The 16,318-nt window shown below is 74.6% G+C and carries 19 protein-coding genes and 1 riboswitch; of the genes, 12 read left to right on the top strand and 7 right to left on the bottom strand.

Annotation, left to right across the window (positions count from 1 at the left end):
• Positions 1-30: 30 nt before the first annotated feature.
• Positions 31-990, top strand: a complete 960-nt coding sequence (locus ACH4TG_RS13835) for an ABC transporter ATP-binding protein (protein WP_398242433.1) — start codon at positions 31-33, stop codon at positions 988-990.
• 147 nt (positions 991-1,137) lie between these two features.
• Complete coding sequence (locus ACH4TG_RS13830) at positions 1,138-1,971, top strand: ABC transporter permease (RefSeq protein WP_398242432.1); 834 nt, start codon at positions 1,138-1,140, stop codon at positions 1,969-1,971.
• Positions 1,972-2,127: 156 nt separating this feature from the next.
• Here ACH4TG_RS13830 and ACH4TG_RS13825 read toward each other — a convergent pair whose 3' ends face one another.
• The 3 genes from ACH4TG_RS13825 to ACH4TG_RS13815 all read right to left on the bottom strand — a co-directional run bounded on the left by ACH4TG_RS13825 (position 2,128) and on the right by ACH4TG_RS13815 (position 4,118).
• Positions 2,128-2,625 (bottom strand): C40 family peptidase, encoded by a 498-nt coding sequence (locus ACH4TG_RS13825; RefSeq protein ID WP_398242431.1) that lies wholly within the window; start codon positions 2,623-2,625, stop codon positions 2,128-2,130.
• A 3-nt stretch (positions 2,626-2,628) separates the two neighbouring features.
• Positions 2,629-2,804: riboswitch (cyclic di-AMP (ydaO/yuaA leader) on the bottom strand.
• 354 nt (positions 2,805-3,158) lie between these two features.
• Positions 3,159-3,476 (bottom strand): hypothetical protein, encoded by a 318-nt coding sequence (locus ACH4TG_RS13820; protein WP_398242430.1) that lies wholly within the window; start codon positions 3,474-3,476, stop codon positions 3,159-3,161.
• A 6-nt stretch (positions 3,477-3,482) separates the two neighbouring features.
• A complete protein-coding gene (locus ACH4TG_RS13815) occupies positions 3,483-4,118 on the bottom strand; it encodes an ATP-dependent Clp protease proteolytic subunit (protein WP_398242429.1) in 636 nt (211 codons plus the stop codon).
• A gap of 59 nt (positions 4,119-4,177) precedes the next feature.
• Between ACH4TG_RS13815 and ACH4TG_RS13810 the strand changes: the two genes are divergently transcribed.
• The 7 genes from ACH4TG_RS13810 to ACH4TG_RS13780 all read left to right on the top strand — a co-directional run bounded on the left by ACH4TG_RS13810 (position 4,178) and on the right by ACH4TG_RS13780 (position 9,255).
• Positions 4,178-4,468, top strand: a complete 291-nt coding sequence (locus ACH4TG_RS13810) for a type II toxin-antitoxin system Phd/YefM family antitoxin (protein ID WP_398242428.1) — start codon at positions 4,178-4,180, stop codon at positions 4,466-4,468.
• Positions 4,469-4,548: 80 nt separating this feature from the next.
• Positions 4,549-4,851: an urease subunit gamma gene (locus ACH4TG_RS13805; RefSeq protein ID WP_398242427.1), complete on the top strand. Its 303-nt coding sequence runs from the start codon at positions 4,549-4,551 to the stop codon at positions 4,849-4,851.
• A 9-nt stretch (positions 4,852-4,860) separates the two neighbouring features.
• Positions 4,861-5,172: an urease subunit beta gene (locus tag ACH4TG_RS13800; protein ID WP_398242426.1), complete on the top strand. Its 312-nt coding sequence runs from the start codon at positions 4,861-4,863 to the stop codon at positions 5,170-5,172.
• Complete coding sequence (locus tag ACH4TG_RS13795; RefSeq protein ID WP_398242425.1) at positions 5,165-6,886, top strand: urease subunit alpha; 1,722 nt, start codon at positions 5,165-5,167, stop codon at positions 6,884-6,886. Before ACH4TG_RS13800 ends, ACH4TG_RS13795 begins: the two co-directional genes overlap by 8 nt.
• Before the next feature lie 13 nt (positions 6,887-6,899).
• Positions 6,900-7,571 (top strand): urease accessory protein UreF, encoded by a 672-nt coding sequence (locus ACH4TG_RS13790; RefSeq protein WP_398242424.1) that lies wholly within the window; start codon positions 6,900-6,902, stop codon positions 7,569-7,571.
• 122 nt (positions 7,572-7,693) lie between these two features.
• Positions 7,694-8,383, top strand: a complete 690-nt coding sequence (ureG, locus tag ACH4TG_RS13785; RefSeq protein ID WP_398242423.1) for an urease accessory protein UreG — start codon at positions 7,694-7,696, stop codon at positions 8,381-8,383.
• Entirely contained in the window at positions 8,380-9,255 is an 876-nt protein-coding gene (locus ACH4TG_RS13780) for an urease accessory protein UreD (RefSeq protein WP_398242422.1), read from the top strand. Before ureG ends, ACH4TG_RS13780 begins: the two co-directional genes overlap by 4 nt.
• A gap of 39 nt (positions 9,256-9,294) precedes the next feature.
• On the opposite strand, the gene ACH4TG_RS13775 is transcribed toward ACH4TG_RS13780, so the two are convergent.
• Positions 9,295-10,176 carry a LysR family transcriptional regulator gene (locus tag ACH4TG_RS13775; protein WP_398242421.1) on the bottom strand — a complete coding sequence of 294 codons (882 nt, stop codon included), beginning with the start codon at positions 10,174-10,176 and terminating at the stop codon, positions 9,295-9,297.
• A 76-nt stretch (positions 10,177-10,252) separates the two neighbouring features.
• Between ACH4TG_RS13775 and ACH4TG_RS13770 the strand changes: the two genes are divergently transcribed.
• Both ACH4TG_RS13770 and ACH4TG_RS13765 read left to right on the top strand, forming a co-directional pair.
• Positions 10,253-11,122 (top strand): hypothetical protein, encoded by an 870-nt coding sequence (locus ACH4TG_RS13770; protein ID WP_398242420.1) that lies wholly within the window; start codon positions 10,253-10,255, stop codon positions 11,120-11,122.
• Between the two features lie 46 nt (positions 11,123-11,168).
• Positions 11,169-12,749 (top strand): alpha/beta hydrolase, encoded by a 1,581-nt coding sequence (locus ACH4TG_RS13765; RefSeq protein ID WP_398242419.1) that lies wholly within the window; start codon positions 11,169-11,171, stop codon positions 12,747-12,749.
• Between the two features lie 78 nt (positions 12,750-12,827).
• On the opposite strand, the gene ACH4TG_RS13760 is transcribed toward ACH4TG_RS13765, so the two are convergent.
• Complete coding sequence (locus tag ACH4TG_RS13760; protein ID WP_398242611.1) at positions 12,828-13,298, bottom strand: YbaK/EbsC family protein; 471 nt, start codon at positions 13,296-13,298, stop codon at positions 12,828-12,830.
• A 106-nt stretch (positions 13,299-13,404) separates the two neighbouring features.
• Positions 13,405-14,301 carry a TIGR02452 family protein gene (locus ACH4TG_RS13755; RefSeq protein ID WP_398242418.1) on the bottom strand — a complete coding sequence of 299 codons (897 nt, stop codon included), beginning with the start codon at positions 14,299-14,301 and terminating at the stop codon, positions 13,405-13,407.
• Between the two features lie 190 nt (positions 14,302-14,491).
• Between ACH4TG_RS13755 and ACH4TG_RS13750 the strand changes: the two genes are divergently transcribed.
• Positions 14,492-15,091: a DUF1707 domain-containing protein gene (locus tag ACH4TG_RS13750; RefSeq protein WP_398242417.1), complete on the top strand. Its 600-nt coding sequence runs from the start codon at positions 14,492-14,494 to the stop codon at positions 15,089-15,091.
• A gap of 81 nt (positions 15,092-15,172) precedes the next feature.
• Here ACH4TG_RS13750 and ACH4TG_RS13745 read toward each other — a convergent pair whose 3' ends face one another.
• Positions 15,173-16,216, bottom strand: coding sequence for an NAD-dependent epimerase/dehydratase family protein (locus ACH4TG_RS13745; RefSeq protein WP_398242416.1), 1,044 nt, complete (start codon positions 16,214-16,216; stop codon positions 15,173-15,175).
• Positions 16,217-16,318: the final 102 nt, after the last annotated feature.

Genomic DNA, 16,318 nt, shown 5'->3' with positions numbered 1-16,318 from the left:
TGTAGATCAACTTTATGGGGGTGGTGGCCGATGCTCTCGGCCGAGGGGCTGGTGATGCGCTACGGCGAGCGCCGGGCGCTGGACGGCTTCAGCCTGGAGGTGGGCCCCGGTGAGATCACCGGGCTGATCGGGCACAACGGCGCCGGCAAGTCCACGTTCGTCGAGGTCGTCACCGGGCTGGTGAGGCCCGAAGCGGGAACCGTGCGGGTCTGCGGCATCGACGCCCGTGAACACCCGCGCGCCGCACGGGCTCTGCTCGGCGTCGCGCCGCAGGAACTCGCCCTCTACCCGACCGTCACCGTCCGCGAGCACCTCCAGCTCTTCGCCGGGCTCGCCGGGCTGCGCCGGGCCGCCGCCCGGCGGTCGGTCGAGGGCGTGGCGGAGGAGCTGATGCTCGGGGAGGTGCTGGACCGCAGGTGCGCGGTGCTCTCCGGCGGTCAGCGGCGGCGCGCCCAGGCCGCGGCCGCCATGGTCGCCACACCGCGCGTCCTGCTGCTCGACGAGCCGACGGCGGGTGCCGACCCCGAGACGCGGCAGGCGCTGCTGGCCGCGGTGCGGGCCCGCGCCTCGGCCGGCGCGGCCGTCCTCTACACCACCCACTACCTGCCCGAACTGGTCGACCTGGACGCCACGTTGGCGGTCGTCAGACGCGGCAGGGTGGTGGCCAGAGGGGACCGCGCCGGGCTCACCGCCGACCTGCCCGGGGAGATCCGGATCAGCCTGGATCCGGCGGGAGCGCGTCCGGTGCTGTCGCCGGAATTGGACCGGCGGACCCGCGAGGAGGGGCCGCACGGGCTGCGGATCGCCACCCGCAACCCGCCGGCGGACCTCGCCGAACTGCTCGCCGCGGGCTGCGCCCCGGTCAGTGTCGACGTGCGCCGCCCCGACCTGGACCTGTACCGGTCGCTGGCCGCGGAGGGCCCGCAGAGCACGGCGGGCGCGGAGACCTCCGGCGCCGGGGCCGCCGGGTCTGCGGCCCGGGTGGCCTGACCGGCCCCCTCTCCGGCCTGCTTCCGGGCCGCAGGCCCGCATCGCGGGGAAGCGGCGGGCGCACGGCCGCCCTGCCGCGCCGATCCGCCGATCCGCCGCGGTCCCACCCGACTCCCTGTGACGCGCGCACACCTGAAGGAGCCTCAGATGCACCTCGACGTCCGACCGGGCGGAACCGTGGCGGCCGCCGGCGCGCCGGGATCCGGCCGGCTGACCGAGCCCGGCCGCACCCGCGACGCCCTGCACCGCACCGGCGTCCTGATCCGGCACAACACGACCGTGCTGCTGCACGAACCAGGGCCGCTCGCCGGGCGGATGGTGATGCCCCTCATGCTGCTGACGGCCACGCGGCCGCTGTACGAGCAGGCGCAGGGGCCGGGCGGGACCGCCCAGGCCGTGGTCGGGTCGCTGGTGACGTTCTCGCTGCTGGCCCTGTCCATCGTCGGCGGCTCGATCCTGTCCGAGCGCATGTGGCGCACGTGGGACCGGTTGCGCGCCACCCCGGTGCGGCCGGTGGAACTCCTCGTGGGCAAGGCCGTGCCGGTCCTGGGCGTGCTCGTGGTGCAGCAGGCCGTGGTGCTCGGCTTCGGCATCGTGGCGTTCGGGATGCCGGTGGCCGCACCGGGACTGCTGGTGGTCGCCTGCGGCGCCTGGGGGCTGGCGCTGCTGGGCCTGGGGACCGCGGCCGGCGTGCTGGTGCGCAGCTACGGCCAGTTGAGCGCCGCATTCGACATCGGCGCGCTGTTCCTGACCACCCTCGGCGGCGCCCTGGTCCCGCTGGACCTGCTGCCGGGGTGGCTGCGCGCGGTCAGCCCGGCCTCTCCCGGGTACTGGGCGGCCCAGACCCTGAGGCACGCCGCGGCGGGCGACACGGGTCCCACCCTCCGGGGTGCTGCCGTGCTGCTCGCCGTCGGCGCCGCATGCGGTGCGGTGGCCTGCTGGCGGGTGGCCCGCGGTTGGGGCCGGGCGCTGGCGGTATGACGGCGGACCCGTCGCAGGGACCGTCCCCGGCCCCGGTCGCGCTCCCGCCCGCGGGCCTGTGGCGCGCCGCGACGTCCGGGAAGACGCCGGGGCGGCCGCCGAGGAGGAAGGCGAGGAGGTCGTCGAGCGGTCCTGGCCCCAGTGAGCCGGAGCTGCTCACCTGACGCGGCCGTACCAGACGCGGCTGGTCCAGATCCGCTCCAGGCGGACCGAGGCGCCGGTCCTCGGCGCGTGCCAGATGCGGCCGTCGCCGGCGTAGATGCCGACGTGGTACACCGACGAGGCCGAGGAGCCGGCGTGGAAGAACACCAGGTCACCGGCGCGGCGCGCGGAGGCGCTGATGTGCCGGGTGCTGTTGTACTGGGCGGCGGCGGTGCGGGGCAGGGTCTTGCCCGCACGCTTGAACGAGTACTGGGTCAGCCCCGAGCAGTCGAACCGGTAGGGGCCGGTCGCCCCCCACTGGTACGGGGCGCCCTGCTTCGAGGCGGCGATGTCCAGGGCCAGGGTGGACAGCGAGGCGGCCTGCGCGGACGGGAGGGCGCCGGGGATCAGGGCGGGTGCGGCGACGGCCGCCGCGGTGAGCACGGACGCCGCCCCGAACCGGGAGAGCCGTGCGGACACGGGATGGACGTTCATGTGGTGGAGCGCGAGCATGCGCAACCCTTCGTCGTCAGCCTGCGAAGGATGACCTGTCGGGTTCGAGCAGGCGAAGAATGCCCGGCCGCTGACCTGCGGCTTCACCCCAAGAGGCGGTCCGGATCCGGTCCGGTGCCGCCCCGTCGTGCTGGGTCCTCCGCTCCTGCCGCGTGCACTCGTGTCGACCTGGCATCCGTGCGGCGGCAGGATTGGGCGTCCGCACGGACCGCCCCGTCACGGCGACGGGGGCTTGTCGTCACCACGGATGGTTACGCACGAAACGGTGCGATGTGTGACTGAAAACGCGCTATGTGAGCCTCGTCACGTTTCACCTATCCGAGTGAACGCGGCTCCGGAGCATGTCCGCTGACGCCGCGTCCGTCGCTCTGACCTGGCCCGATGAAGCGGCTTGCCGGCGGGTCCAGCCGACATGCGCAATTCAGCACCGAATTGACAAACCCTGTTGGATACGCCCAATGGACTGAGCGAATCCGTCACCGTGTCGGGCGTGTCGGGGCCGAACGGCCGTCATCGGGCCGGGTCTCGGCGTGTCAGTGCGTCGGCGGCGCTCCCGGATCCGGCGTCACCGTGGCGAGTGCGGACCGGCGTTCACCGTCCAGGACCCGCAGCGCCCGGCCCAGCGTGGCGTGATGGAGTTCGGTCTCGCCGCGCAGGTGCATCGTGGTCAGCGCTTCCTTGAGAGCCGCGGCCCGTCCCACCAGCGCCTGCGCGGCGCGCAGCGCCCGGTAAGTGTCCGTCGTGCGGCTGGGGTTGATCTTCCCCAGCAGATCGACGACCTCCAGATAGCAGTCGACCAGCTCACCCTCGGAGCGGGTGAGGGCGGGCAGGGGTGGCAGCTCCGGCACCACGTCGGGTCACCGCAGGCCGTACGGGGTGGTGTTGGACTTCCTGCTGGTGGTCAGCTGGTCCACCAGGCCGTAGGCGACCGCCGATTCGGCGTCGAACACCTTGTCCCGTTCGATGTCGGCCGTGATGCGCTCCGCGTCCTGCCCGGTGTGCCGGACCAGCAGTGTCTCCAACTGCTCGCGGGTGCGGAGCAGTTCCTTGGCCTGGATCTCCAGGTCGGAGGTGTCGCCCTGGATCGCCTCGCTCAGCGAGGGCTGGTGGATCAGGATCCGCGCACCGGGGGTGATCATCCGCTTGCCCGGCGCTCCCGCGGCGAGCAGCACCGCGGCGGCCGACGCCGCCTGGCCGATGCAGACGGTCGCCACATCGCAGGTGACGAACTGCATCGTGTCGTAGATCGCGGTCATCGCGGAGAAGGACCCGCCCGGCGAGTTGACGTACAGGTGGATGTCCTGCTCGGGCGCGGCGCTCTCCAGGTGGATGAGCTGGGCCATCACGTCGTTCGCCGAGGTGTCGTCGATCTGGGTGCCGAGGAAGACGATCCGCTCCTGGAGCAGCTTGGAGTACGGGTCCATGGTGCGTACACCGTTGCTGCTGCGCTCGGTGAACTCCGGCAGCACGTAGCGGGCGGTGGGTCGGAACATCGCGTGCACCTCCGTCTGTAAAAAATGTACAGGACGTACGTCCCGTTATGATGGGGAGCATGACCCATGACGTCCCGGTGACACAAGCGCGTGCCGAGCTCGCCGACCTCATCAACCGCGTCGTCTACGGCGGCGAGCAGGTGGTGCTGACCCGCCACGGCAAACCCCTGGTCGCCCTGGTTTCCGCTGCTGACCTGCAGCGACTCCGCGATCTCGACGCGCCCGCGGAGGCGCAGGTGATCAGCACCGTGTCGGCCGTCGGCAGCCGCGCGTCCGCCACGGGCGAACGCCGCAGGTTCGGCATCGCCGCCGAGCACCGCGGTCCGTCAGCCGGGGACCACCGTCCGTAACAGCCGCTACACACGCCGGAAACCGTCCCGACCCACGGCCGCTCTACGGTCGCGGGATCCGAGGACGGCGAGGTGCGGCTGTGCAGTTGACCCCCCATGAGCAGGAACGGCTGCTGATCCATGTGGCGGCCGATGTGGCCGGACGGCGGCGCGCCCGCGGGCTGCGGCTCAACCACCCCGAGGCGATCGCGCTGATCACCGCCCACGTCCTGGAGGGGGCCCGGGACGGCCGCACCGTCGCGGAGCTGATGGCGTCCGGCCGCACCGTGCTGACCCGCGCGGACGTCATGGACGGCATCCCCGAGATGGTCCACGACGTGCAGGTCGAGGCCACCTTCCCGGACGGCACCAAGCTGGTGACCGTGCACGAGCCGATCGTCTGAGGGGGCGGCGTGATCCCCGGCGAGATCCTGTACGGCGACGGCCCCGTGCCCCTGAACACCGGACGGCCGGTCACCCGGCTGACGGTGGTCAACGCCGCCGACCGGCCCGTACAGGTCGGCTCCCACTACCACTTCGCCGAGGCCAACCCCGGCCTGCGCTTCGATCGCGCCGCGGCCCGCGGGCTGCGGCTGGCCGTCCCCGCGGGCACCGCGGTGCGCTTCGAGCCCGGCATCCCGGTCGACGTCGAGCTGGTGCCGGTGGCGGGCACCCGCGTGGTGGCCGGGCTGCGCGGCGAGACCGGGGGAGCGTTGGATGCCTGACCTCTCCCGCGCCGTATACGCCGGCCTGTACGGGCCCACCACCGGCGACCGGATCAGGCTCGCAGACACCGACCTGCTGATCGAGGTCGAGCGCGACCTCGCCGGCGGGCCCGGACTCGCCGGCGACGAGGCCGTGTTCGGCGGCGGCAAGGTCATCCGCGAATCCATGGGCCAGGGCCGCGCGACCCGTGCCGATGGCGCCCCCGACACCGTCGTCACCGGGGCCGTGGTGCTGGACCACTGGGGCGTGGTCAAGGCCGACGTCGGCATCCGCGACGGCCGGATCACCGCGCTCGGCAAGGCCGGCAACCCCGAGACCATGGACGGCGTCCACCCGGACCTGGTGATCGGGCCGGAGACCGAGGTGATCGCGGGCAACGGCAGGATCCTCACCGCCGGAACCGTCGACGCGCACGTCCACTTCATCACCCCGACCCTGGTCCACCAGGCGCTGGCCGCGGGCGTCACCACGCTCGTCGGCGGCGGCACCGGGCCCGCCGAGGGCACCAAGGCCACCACCGTCACGCCGGGCGGCTGGCATCTGGCGGCGATGTTCGCCGCCCTGGACGCCTCACCGGTCAACATCGGGCTGCTCGGCAAGGGCAGTACCGTCAACCCGCGGGCCCTGTACGACCAGCTGGCGGGCGGGGCGGTCGGATTCAAGATTCACGAGGACTGGGGGGCCACGCCCGCCGCGATCGACGCGTGCCTGGGCGTCTGCGAGGAGACCGGCGCCCAACTCGCCCTGCACACCGACACGCTGAACGAGGCGGGGTTCGTCGAGGACACCCTCGCCGCCATCGCCGGACGGGGCGTCCACGCCTACCACACCGAAGGCGCCGGCGGCGGCCACGCGCCGGACATCATCACCGTCGTCGGGCGGCCGCACGTGCTGCCGTCGTCCACCAACCCGACGCGCCCGCACACCGTCAACACCGTCGAGGAGCATCTCGACATGCTGATGGTCTGCCACCACCTCAACCCCGCCGTCCCGGAGGACCTGGCGTTCGCCGAATCCCGGATCAGGCCGTCCACGATTGCCGCCGAGGACGTGCTGCACGATCTCGGCGCCATCAGCATCGTCAGCTCCGACTCCCAGGCCATGGGCAGGATCGGCGAGATCGCGCTGCGCACCTGGCAGACCGCGCACGTCATGAAGCGACGGCGGGGTGCGCTGCCGGGCGACGGCCGGGCCGACAACCACCGCGCACGGCGGTACGTGGCGAAGTACACCGTCAACCCGGCCGCCGCACAGGGCATGGACGGCGAGATCGGCTCCGTCGAGCCGGGCAAGGTCGCCGACCTCGTGCTGTGGGACCCGGCCTTCTTCGGCGTCAAGCCGCAACTCGTCCTCAAGGGCGGGCAGATCGCCTACGCGCAGATGGGCGACGCGAACGCCTCGATCCCCACACCCCAACCCGTGCTGCCGCGGCCGATGTTCGGCGCCATCGGGGCCGCCCCGGCCCGCAACTCGGTGAACTTCGTGACCGGGGCGGCCCTCGACGCGGGACTGCCCGAACGCCTCGGACTGGCCAAGCCGTTCACCGCGATCCGCAGCACCCGCGGTGTGACCAAGGCCGACATGCGGGAGAACGACGCGCTGCCCCGGGTCGAGGTCGAGCCCGACACGTTCACCGTCCGCATCGACGGCGAGGTCGTCGAGCCGGCTCCGGCCGCGGAACTGCCCATGGCCCAGCGGTACTTCCTCTTCTGATGGCGCCCCGGCGATGACTGCGGCCCTGCTCCTGCTGGCCGACGGGCGGTTCCCGGCCGGCGGGCACGCCCAGTCCGGCGGCGCGGAGGCGGCCGTCGCGGACGGCCGGATCACCGACGCGGCCACCCTCGCGGCCTTCTGCCGCGGGCGGCTGCACACCACTGGACCGGTCGCCGCCGCACTGGCCGCGGCGGCGGCCGCCGGCCTCGACCCGCCGGCGCTGGACGACGCCGCCGACGCCCGCACGCCCTCACCTGCGCTGCGCGCGATCTCCCGCCGGCTCGGCCGACAGCTGCTGCGGGCGGCCCGCGCCGCCTGGCCCTCACCCGCGCTTGACCTGCTCGCCGCCACCCGCCCCCGCGGCGCCCACCAGCCCGTCGTCCTCGGCGTCACCGCCCGCGCGGCCGGCCTCGCCCCTCTCGACGCGGCGCGCGCCGCCGCCTACGAGGCGGCCGGGTCCCCGGCCACCGCCACCGTACGGCTGCTCGGCCTCGACCCCTTCGCGGCCACCGCGGTCCTCGCCCGGCTGGCGCCCGAGATCGACGCGGTCGCGGAGGCAGCGACGGCCGCCGCGGAACGCGCCCGCACCGAGGGGACCGACGCGCTCCCGGCCGCGTCGGCTCCGCTGCTCGACATCGCGGCCGAACGCCATGCCGCCTGGCCGACCCGGCTGTTCGCGTCATGACGCCCCGCGGCGGCGGCCCGCAGCGGCGTCAGCGTCCAGCGATGTCTGCCGCCTCCCCGCGGACCGCCGGCCCGTGCCGCCTGCCCGCCGCCCCGTTCCCTCAGCCAGCCGAGGAGCCGACCATGCACCAGGACCACCCCGAGGTCTTCCCCGAGCGGTACGCCCTGTCCGCACCCGGCGCGGGGGCACGCGCGCTGCGCGTCGGGCTCGGCGGGCCCGTCGGCTCGGGCAAGACCGCCACGGTGGCGGCGCTGTGCCGGGCGCTGCGCGACGAGCTGGCGATCGGGGTCGTCACCAACGACATCTACACCCGCGAGGACGCCGACTTCCTGCTCCGCAACGCCGTGCTCCCGGCCGAGCGGATCGTCGCCGTCGAGACCGGCGCCTGCCCGCACACCGCGATCCGCGACGACATCTCGGCCAACCTGGAAGCGGTCGAGGAGCTGGAGGAGCGCACCGGGCCGCTCGACCTCGTGCTGCTGGAGTCGGGCGGCGACAACCTCACCGCCACCTTCTCCAAGGGGCTCGTCGACGTGCAGATCTTCGTCATCGACGTCGCCGGGGGCGACGACATCCCGCGCAAGGGCGGTCCCGGCGTCACCACGTCCGACCTGCTCGTGGTGAACAAGGTCGACCTGGCGGCCCACGTCGGCGCGGACCTCGACCGGATGGCCAGGGATGCCGCCTCCCAACGCGGCGACCTGCCCACGGTGTTCACGTCCGTGGGCCGGGGTGAGGGTGTCGCCCCCGTCGCCGCGTGGGTCCGCGACCGGCTCGCCGCGGTTTCGGCGGGCGGGGCGGGAGGGGCGTGAGCAGGCCGGCCGGGGCCGGCGCGGCCGGCGAGCCGACCGGTGCGGTCCGGATCCGGGCCGTGCCGGACGGCCGGGGCGGCACCGCGCTGCCGCTGCTCGCGGGGCAGGGCGCCCTCGCCGTCCGCAGGACCCGGACCGACGCGCGCGGCGCGGCCGTCACGCTGGTCGGGGCGATGAGCGCACCGCTGGGCGGCGACCTGCTGCACGTCGACGTGGTGGTGGGCGCCGGGGCGCGGCTCACCGCCGGCTCGGCCGCCGCCACGCTCGCCCTGCCCGGCCGCGGTGGCGAACCAGCCCACTACGACGTGCAGTTGACGGTGGAGGAGGGCGGCGAGCTGGCGTGGCTGCCCGAACCGGTGATCGCCGCGCGCGGCAGCGACCTCCGGATGACGACCCGCGTCCGGCTCGCCCCCGGCGCCCGCCTGGTGCTGCGCGAGGAGCAGATCCTCGGCCGGCACGGCGAGACCCCGGGCAGGCTCGCCTCCCGCCTGACCGTGCGCCGCGACGGCCGGCCGCTGCTCGACCAGGAGCTGTCCTTCGGCCCCGGCGCCACCCCGGGCTGGGACGGCCCCGCCGGCCTCGGCGGGCACCGGGCCGTGGGCCAACTGCTGCTGGTGGGCACCGAGATGGCGGACGGCCTGCGCGTCCTGCTCACCGATGCCGCCGATCCCGTCCAGGCCGTCGCCACCCCCTTGGCCGGCGGCCCCGCCACCCTGGTCACCGCCCTGGCCCCGGACGCGCACCGGCTCCGCCCCCTGCTCGCCCGCACGCTGCACGCCGTCCTCGCGCCAGGGGAAGCGACGGCAGAAGGGCGTGCCGGAACAGCCGGCGGTACCGCACCCGTCCGCCCGGAAGCGGCCACCCGGCGCTGACCGGCCCTCCGCCGGGGCTGCCGTACGTCCGACGGGACGTCAGCGCACCGGGTCCGCCTCGGGGAGCGCGTCCAGGAAGAGCGTGACGGCAGCGGGCGGGGACGGGCGCAGGACGGCCTCCACGTGGTGGACGAGGCGCGGCCCGGTCAGCGGTACGGCGGACCGGGGCGCCGCCGACACCGGCAGCACCGCCAGCCCGTGCCCGGCGGCGACCAGGTGCCGCAGGACCCGGGTGTCCGCGCCCTCGTAGCGCAGGGCGGCCGGGTAGCCGCCGGGGGCGGCGGCGCGCAGGTCCGGGAGGGGCACGGCGGCCGCGGGCGCGTCCAGCCAGAGGGCGTCCGTGAGATCGGGCAGCGACAGGCCCGGTCGCCCGGCGAGCGGATGGCCCGGCGGCAGCAGGACCGCGAGCGGCTCCTCCCCGGCCGCCCGCACGGCCAGCCCCTCGGCCTCCGGCAGGTGCAGCGGGTCGGTCGGCGCCACGGCACCGTCCACGAGACCGAGGTCGAAGTCGCCCTCGGCGACGCCGCGGACCACCGCGCTCCGGCCGATCAGCCGCACCGACACCTCGGCGCGCGGCAGTGCCGCCCGCACCCCGGCGATCGCCCGCGACGTCGCCGCGCCGCAGGCCAGGGCGGTGGCGCCGACGGCCAGCCGCGCGCCGGGGGTGCGTGCCACCCGCGCGACGTCGGCGCGGGCCGCGGCGAGCCGGGTCAGCAGCGGGCCCGCGTGGTCCAGCAGCCGGGCGCCGGCCTCCGTCGGCGCCACCGGCCTGCGCCCCAGGAGTTCGACGCCCAGGTCCGCCTCCAGGGCGGCGATGTGCTGCGAGACGGCGGACTGCGTGTACCCCAGCTCCCGTGCCGCGGCCGAGAACGACCCCAGCCGGGCGACCGCGGTGAACGTACGCAGCAGATGCGGATCCATGGTCATCAGTATCACTGATGTCGTCACCATGAATCATCGTTGGACGCGATAGCGCCCCGCGCCGCAGGATGACGCCATGACCACGAACCCGGCCCATCCCGCGTCCAGGACCGCGCCCGCGTCCGCCGCCGCACCCGCTGCCCGCCCCGCGCGGCTCGCCCTCGTCGGCGACCGCTCCCCGAACGTCCGCGCCCACCAGCGCGTGCCCCGCCTGCTGCGGGCGCTCCGGGACCGCCACGGACTGGCCGTCGAGGGCTACTGGATCCCGACGCCCGACGCCGAAGTACCCGGCGCTGTCGCGGGTTTCGACGCAGTGTGGCTGCTGCCCGGCAGCCCGTACCGCAGCGAGGCAGGCGCGCTCGCCGCCGTCCGGACCGCCCGCGAGCAGGGCATCCCGTTCCTCGGGACGTGCGGCGGCTTCCAGCACGCGCTGCTGGAGTACGCCAGGACCGTGTGCGGGCTGGCGGACGCGCGCCACGCGGAGAACGACCCGGACGGCGCCGGAGAGGCCGTGCTGATCGCCCCGCTCGCCTGCTCGCTGGTCGGGCACGAGGGACGGCTGCGGACCGCGCCGGGCAGCCTCGCCGAGCGCCTGCTCGGCAGCCGCGAGAGCGTCGAGCGGTTCCACTGCGCGTACGGGCCCGTTCCCGGGCTGCTGCCGCAACTGGAGGCCGCCGGGCTGCGCTTCACCGGGCACGACCCCGACGGCGCGGTCCGGGTCGCCGAGCTGACCGCCCATCCGTTCTGGCTGGCGACCCTCTTCCAGCCCGAGCTGTCCGGCGACGGCACGGTCCCGCACCCCTACGTCCGGGGCCTCGCCGAAGCCGCCGTCACCCGTACGGCTCAGTCCAACTCCCGTATGGAATCACGCTTTGATGAAGAATCACCCTCCCGGCCTGTTCACAGCGGGCACACAGGGGAAAAGATTCGCACCTCATCACTGTGAACGCCGCGGCCACAAGCCGCGGTCCGTCAGGGGGAGGTCAGAAACCATGAGACGCACGATCGTGCTCGTCTCGACCGGTGTACTGCTCGCCGGCGCCGTCGCCGCCGCGCCGGCGGCCACCGCACGTCCCGCCCGCGAGGTCGTCGTACCGGAGTCCGTCGGCCAGGTCATCGCCGCGGACCAGGCTCAGCGCGCCGGAATCGACTGGGCCGCCTGCCCGGCCGGCTGGAATCTCGCCGCACCGGTGCAGTGCGGCTGGGTGACCGTGCCCGTCGACTACTCCCGCCCGTTCGGCGCGACCATCAAGCTCGCCGTCGACCGGGCCGTCAGCACCGGAACCGCCGCGCAGCGGCAGGGCTCGCTGATCTACAACCCGGGCGGTCCCGGCGGCTCGGGCCTGCGCTTCCCGGTGCGGCTGACGAGCGGCTCGGCGCTGTGGAAGAACGCCGCGAGCGCCTACGACTTCGTCGGCTTCGACCCGCGCGGCGTGGGCCACTCCGCGCCCATCTCCTGCGCGGACCCGCAGGAGTTCGCCCGCGCCCCCAAGGCCGACCCGGTGCCGGACTCCGAGGCCGACAAGACCGCCCAGCGCAAGCTCGCCCGCGAGTACGCCGACGGCTGCCTGGAGCGCACCGGCGCCGCGATGCTGTCCCAGATGACCACCCCCAACACCGCGCGCGACATGGACGTCATCCGGGCCGCCCTCGGCGAGCGGCAGCTCAACTACCTCGGCGTCTCCTACGGCACCTATCTCGGCGCGGTCTACGCCACCCTGTTCCCGACGCACGTGCGGCGGATGATCGTCGACAGCGTCGTCAACCCGGCACAGAACCAGATCTGGTACCAGAACAACCTCGACCAGGACGTGGCGTTCGAGGGCCGCTGGAAGGACTGGCAGAGCTGGGTCGCCTCGTACGACTCGGTGTACCACCTCGGCAGCACCGTCGCGCAGGTCCAGGCGCGGTGGGAGCAGTTGCGGGCCACCGCAAAGGCCCACCCGATCGGCGGCGTCGTCGGCCCCTCGGAACTCCTCGGCTTCTTCCAGAACGCGCCCTACTACGACTCCACCTGGGCGACCGTGGCCGGCGTGTGGAGCCGCTACGAGAGCGGTGACACCCAGGCACTGGTCGACGCGGCCGGGCCCGACATGTCCGACACCGCGGGCAACGCGAGCTCGGAGAACGGCACCGCCGTCTACACCGCCGTCGAGTGCACGGACGCCAAGTGGCCCACCAACTGGCGTACATGGGACCACGACAACACCGCGCTGAACGCGCAGTACCCGTTCCTCACCTGGTCCAACGCGTGGATGAACCTGCCGTGCGCGACCTGGCCGGTACCGCAGCAGCACCCGGTGAACGTCCACTCGCACCGCGGGCTGCCGGGCGTGCTGATCGTGCAGAGCACCCGCGACGCGGCCACCCCGTACGGCGGCGCGCTCGAACTGCACAGCAGACTGGCCGGATCGCGGCTGATCACCGAGAAGGACGCCGGTTCGCACGGCGTCACCAACCTGGTCAACCCGTGCATCAACTCCCGCGTCGACTCCTACCTGCTGAGCGGCGCGCTCGATGCGCAGGACGTGGTGTGCGGGCCGCACGCCACCCCGGTGCCCCCGACGAAGTAGCCGCGCCGGACGGCCCAACGCTCCGCCGAACCGCCCACCGCCGCCCCGGCGGTGGGCGGTTCGCCCTTGCGGGGCTGCTCAGCCGGCGATCGCCTCGGTGCGGGGTGCGGCGATCCGCACGTAGTCCTTGACCGACAGCGCCAGCGAGCGGTCCAGGCGCGCGGCGTTGAAGAAGATCTCCTCGTGGGCCAGCAGGTCCGGATCCACGACCAGTTCGAGGCGCTCGTCGAAGGAGAAGGGCAGCACGGTGCCGCTCACGCTGCCGGCCAGCCGCTCCGCGATGTCGCGCGAGGCGAACGAGGCGTACGTGCCCTCCAGCAGCCCCTTCACGGCGCCGATGTCCACCCGCCGGTCGCCGGGCACGACCGCGAGCACGTAACGCGTCACCTTCTTGCCCACCTTGACCATGACCACGATGCACTTGGCCGCCTGGCCGAGGGAGTTGCCGCGCAGCTCGCTCACCAGCTCGGTGGCACCCTCCGGCGCGTGGTCGATCGTCCGGTACTGGGCCCCCTCGGCGTCCAGCAGCGTGATCAGCCGTTCGTACATGGCCTGTTCGGGCTCGCCGGCGGCCGTCTCCCCGCCCGCCGCGTCGCCGGTCCCGGTGCCCTGCGTGTCGTGCTCGCTCATACCCGCCTACGTCCTCGTGTGTCGGTCACCGCGCCGGCGCCGCGTCCTGCGGCGGGGCGGCGAAGGCGGCGGCGAACGCCGCCCTCGTAGGGGAGTCCGCACGCCGGTCCAGCACGGCGAACACCACCTCGTCCACGGCGCGGACGAACCGCCCGCCGCCGGTCAGAAGGCGGGCGAAGGCCGCCGCGACCCGCGCCGGTTCGTTCTGGAAGACCCCGCAGCCCCAGGCGCCCAGCACCAGCCGCCGGTACCCGTGGGCGACGGCCACCTCCAGGACCCGCTCGGCGCGCGCGTCCAGCGCCGGGCCGATCTCGTCGCTCCGCTCCGGCATCGTACGCGCGATCACGCCGGCGTTCGGCGCCGGGCAGGTGAGGAAGTCCGCGCGGTACGGGCGGTCGAGCAGGGCGCCCCGGTCGTCGCGGAACACGGGCACGCCGGGGGAGTGGATGACGCGGTCGCTGTAGAACGGGTCGCGGACCGCGCGGTGGTGGGCGTAGTACTCCGGCGCCCGGAGCAGGCACGGGTACAGCGCGGACGCCCGGCACAGCGCCTCCTCCTGGGCCTGCGCGCCGTTGACGTAGCCGCCGCCGGGGTTGCGCGCCGAGGCGAAGTTCAGCACCGCGACCGGGCCGCCGTCCGCGTCCCGCGAGGACGCGTTCCCCGAGGACGCGTTCCCCGACCCCGCCGTCAGCCGGCGGGCCGCCTGCGTGCTGCTCTCGCCGGTCACCGTGCAGCGCGCCGCCGCGCCCCCGCCGGACTCCCGCGGCACGGGAACGGGCTCGGGCCCGAACATCCGGGTGCCGTCGGCCGCCGCCGAGATCGCGTCGGCCAGCGGCACGAACCCGCCGCCGCCCGAGGCGTAGCCGCCCTCGGCGAAGATCCGCTCGTTCTCCCTGGCGAGGTTCCTCAGTCGTGCGCTCATGGCCTTCGACCCTAGGCGGGCCCTGGCGGCGCGGGCGAGCGGATATCCCGCGGCGGGACCAGCGCGCCCGGCGTGGGGCAGCGCCTTGCACCCGCGTAAGTCGCGATATAGCGTGAGTGTCGCCCGGGTCCGCGCGGTCGCTCATCGCGGCGCGGGCCGGAGAGCACCCAGGAACCACGGAGGACGTCCGGTGTCCGAACTGTCGCCGCGGGAGGAACCCGCCGACGCGCATCTGCGGGCCTCCGACGACGAACGCGACCACACCGCGGCCGTGCTGGCCGACGCGCTCGCGCAGGGGCGGCTCACCGTCGACGAGCACGCGGAGCGCCTGGAGTCGGTCTACGCCGCCCGCACCCGCGGCCAACTCGCCCCGCTCACCGCCGACCTGCCCACCCCGGCCCCCGGCGCGCCCCTGACCTCACCCGCCGACGACGCCCCCGTGCGCGCCCTGTTCAGCAAGGTCCGGCGCGCGGGCCAGTGGCCGGTGCCGCCGCACACCGTGGCGCACGCGACGTTCGGCGCGATCGTCATCGACCTGCGGCAGGCCGTGTTCACCCGCCGTGAGGTCGTCGTCGAGGCCGGATCCCTGTTCGGCAAGGTCGAGATCCTGGTTCCGGACGGCGCCCAGGTCTACGACACGGGGTCGGCGCTGTTCGGCAAGCGGTCCCATCTGGGGGCGGCCCAGGAGAAGTCCGGCGACGGGCCGGTGGTGCGCATCACCGGACGCTCGGTGTTCGGCCACGTCCGGGTGATGCGCGCCTACCCGTACCCCTGGCGCGACGGCCGCTGACCGAGCAGGCGGCGCGCACGGCCGCCCGGGAGCCTTCGGCCGCCGGGCCGGGTGCAGGGCAGGGAGCAGGCCAAGGGCAGGTCAGTGGCCGGTCGCGGCCAGCCAGGCGTCCTCGGCCGGGTAGTCGAACCAGTCACCCTGGTCCGAGATCCGGGCCACCAGCGGGAACGCCTCGCGCCAGTCCGCACCGCGCAGGGTGTCGACCAGCCACTCGACCGTCGCCGGCAGCGCCTCCTCGTACGACGTCACCGCCCGGTAGCCCAACTCCCGCTCCGCGGCGGACATGTCGAGCACCATCGGGTAGGGCACCGACCACGGGCTCTCGCCGACCGTCGGAGCCGGCGGCGGGCCGTCCACGAGCACGGTCCGGCCGGTGTGGCCCATCACCTCGTCCACCGCCGCGGCGATCCGCGCCGCGGAGAACGCCACCGGATCCCCGGCGTTGAGCACCCGCGACCCGGGCCTGCGCGCGGCGAGCCGGACCAGCTCGGCGATGTTCGCGGCGTGCACGGGGTGGAACCTGGTCTCGCCGCCGTAGGACAGCACCTTCACCTCCCGGCCGTCCACCACCCGCTTCACGAAGTAGAGTTCGCGCGGCAGCGGGCTGAACCTGCCGTGGATCGCGCCCGCCCGCAGCAGGGTGCTCGGCAGCCTGTCGCCCGCCGCGAGCAGCGCCTGCTCCAGCTCGGCCTTGCGCGTGCCGTAGGTGGCGGGGCCGGGGGTGACGGTGCCGCACGTCTCGGGCAGCGGCACCGGGTACTGCGGGAAGCCGTCCGGCTCCTCCTGGGTGTCGAAGTTGCGGCCCTTCTCGTCCTGGTAGACCGCCGCGCTGGAGATCACCACGGCCGAGCCGATCCGGTCCGCCAGGGAGACCAGCTGGTCCGCGTGCGCGCCGTCGTAGGCCACGCAGTCCAGCAGCACGTCGGCGCCGTCGCCGAGCGCCGCGGCGAGGGCGCCGGTGTCCGCCCGGTCGACCCTGGCGGTCCGCACGCCCTGCGGCCAGTCCGGGTCCGAGCCGCCGCCCCGTGAGGCGGCCGTCACCTCCCAGCCGTCCTCGGCGAGGGCGCGTACCGCCTGCCGTCCGATCTGTCCTGAAGCGCCGATCACGAACGCGGTTCCCGTCATACCGCGACGCTACGTGCGCCCGGCCGCCGCGGCCAGGGGAGTTCGCCGACGGCGGACCCGCCGCCGCGCACACCGCCGCGCAGGCCGCCGGGCCCGCGCGGC

Source organism: Streptomyces sp. NPDC020917 (assembly GCF_044333795.1).
GTDB lineage: Bacteria > Actinomycetota > Actinomycetes > Streptomycetales > Streptomycetaceae > Actinacidiphila.
This window is presented reverse-complemented; position numbering and strand designations above follow the sequence as displayed.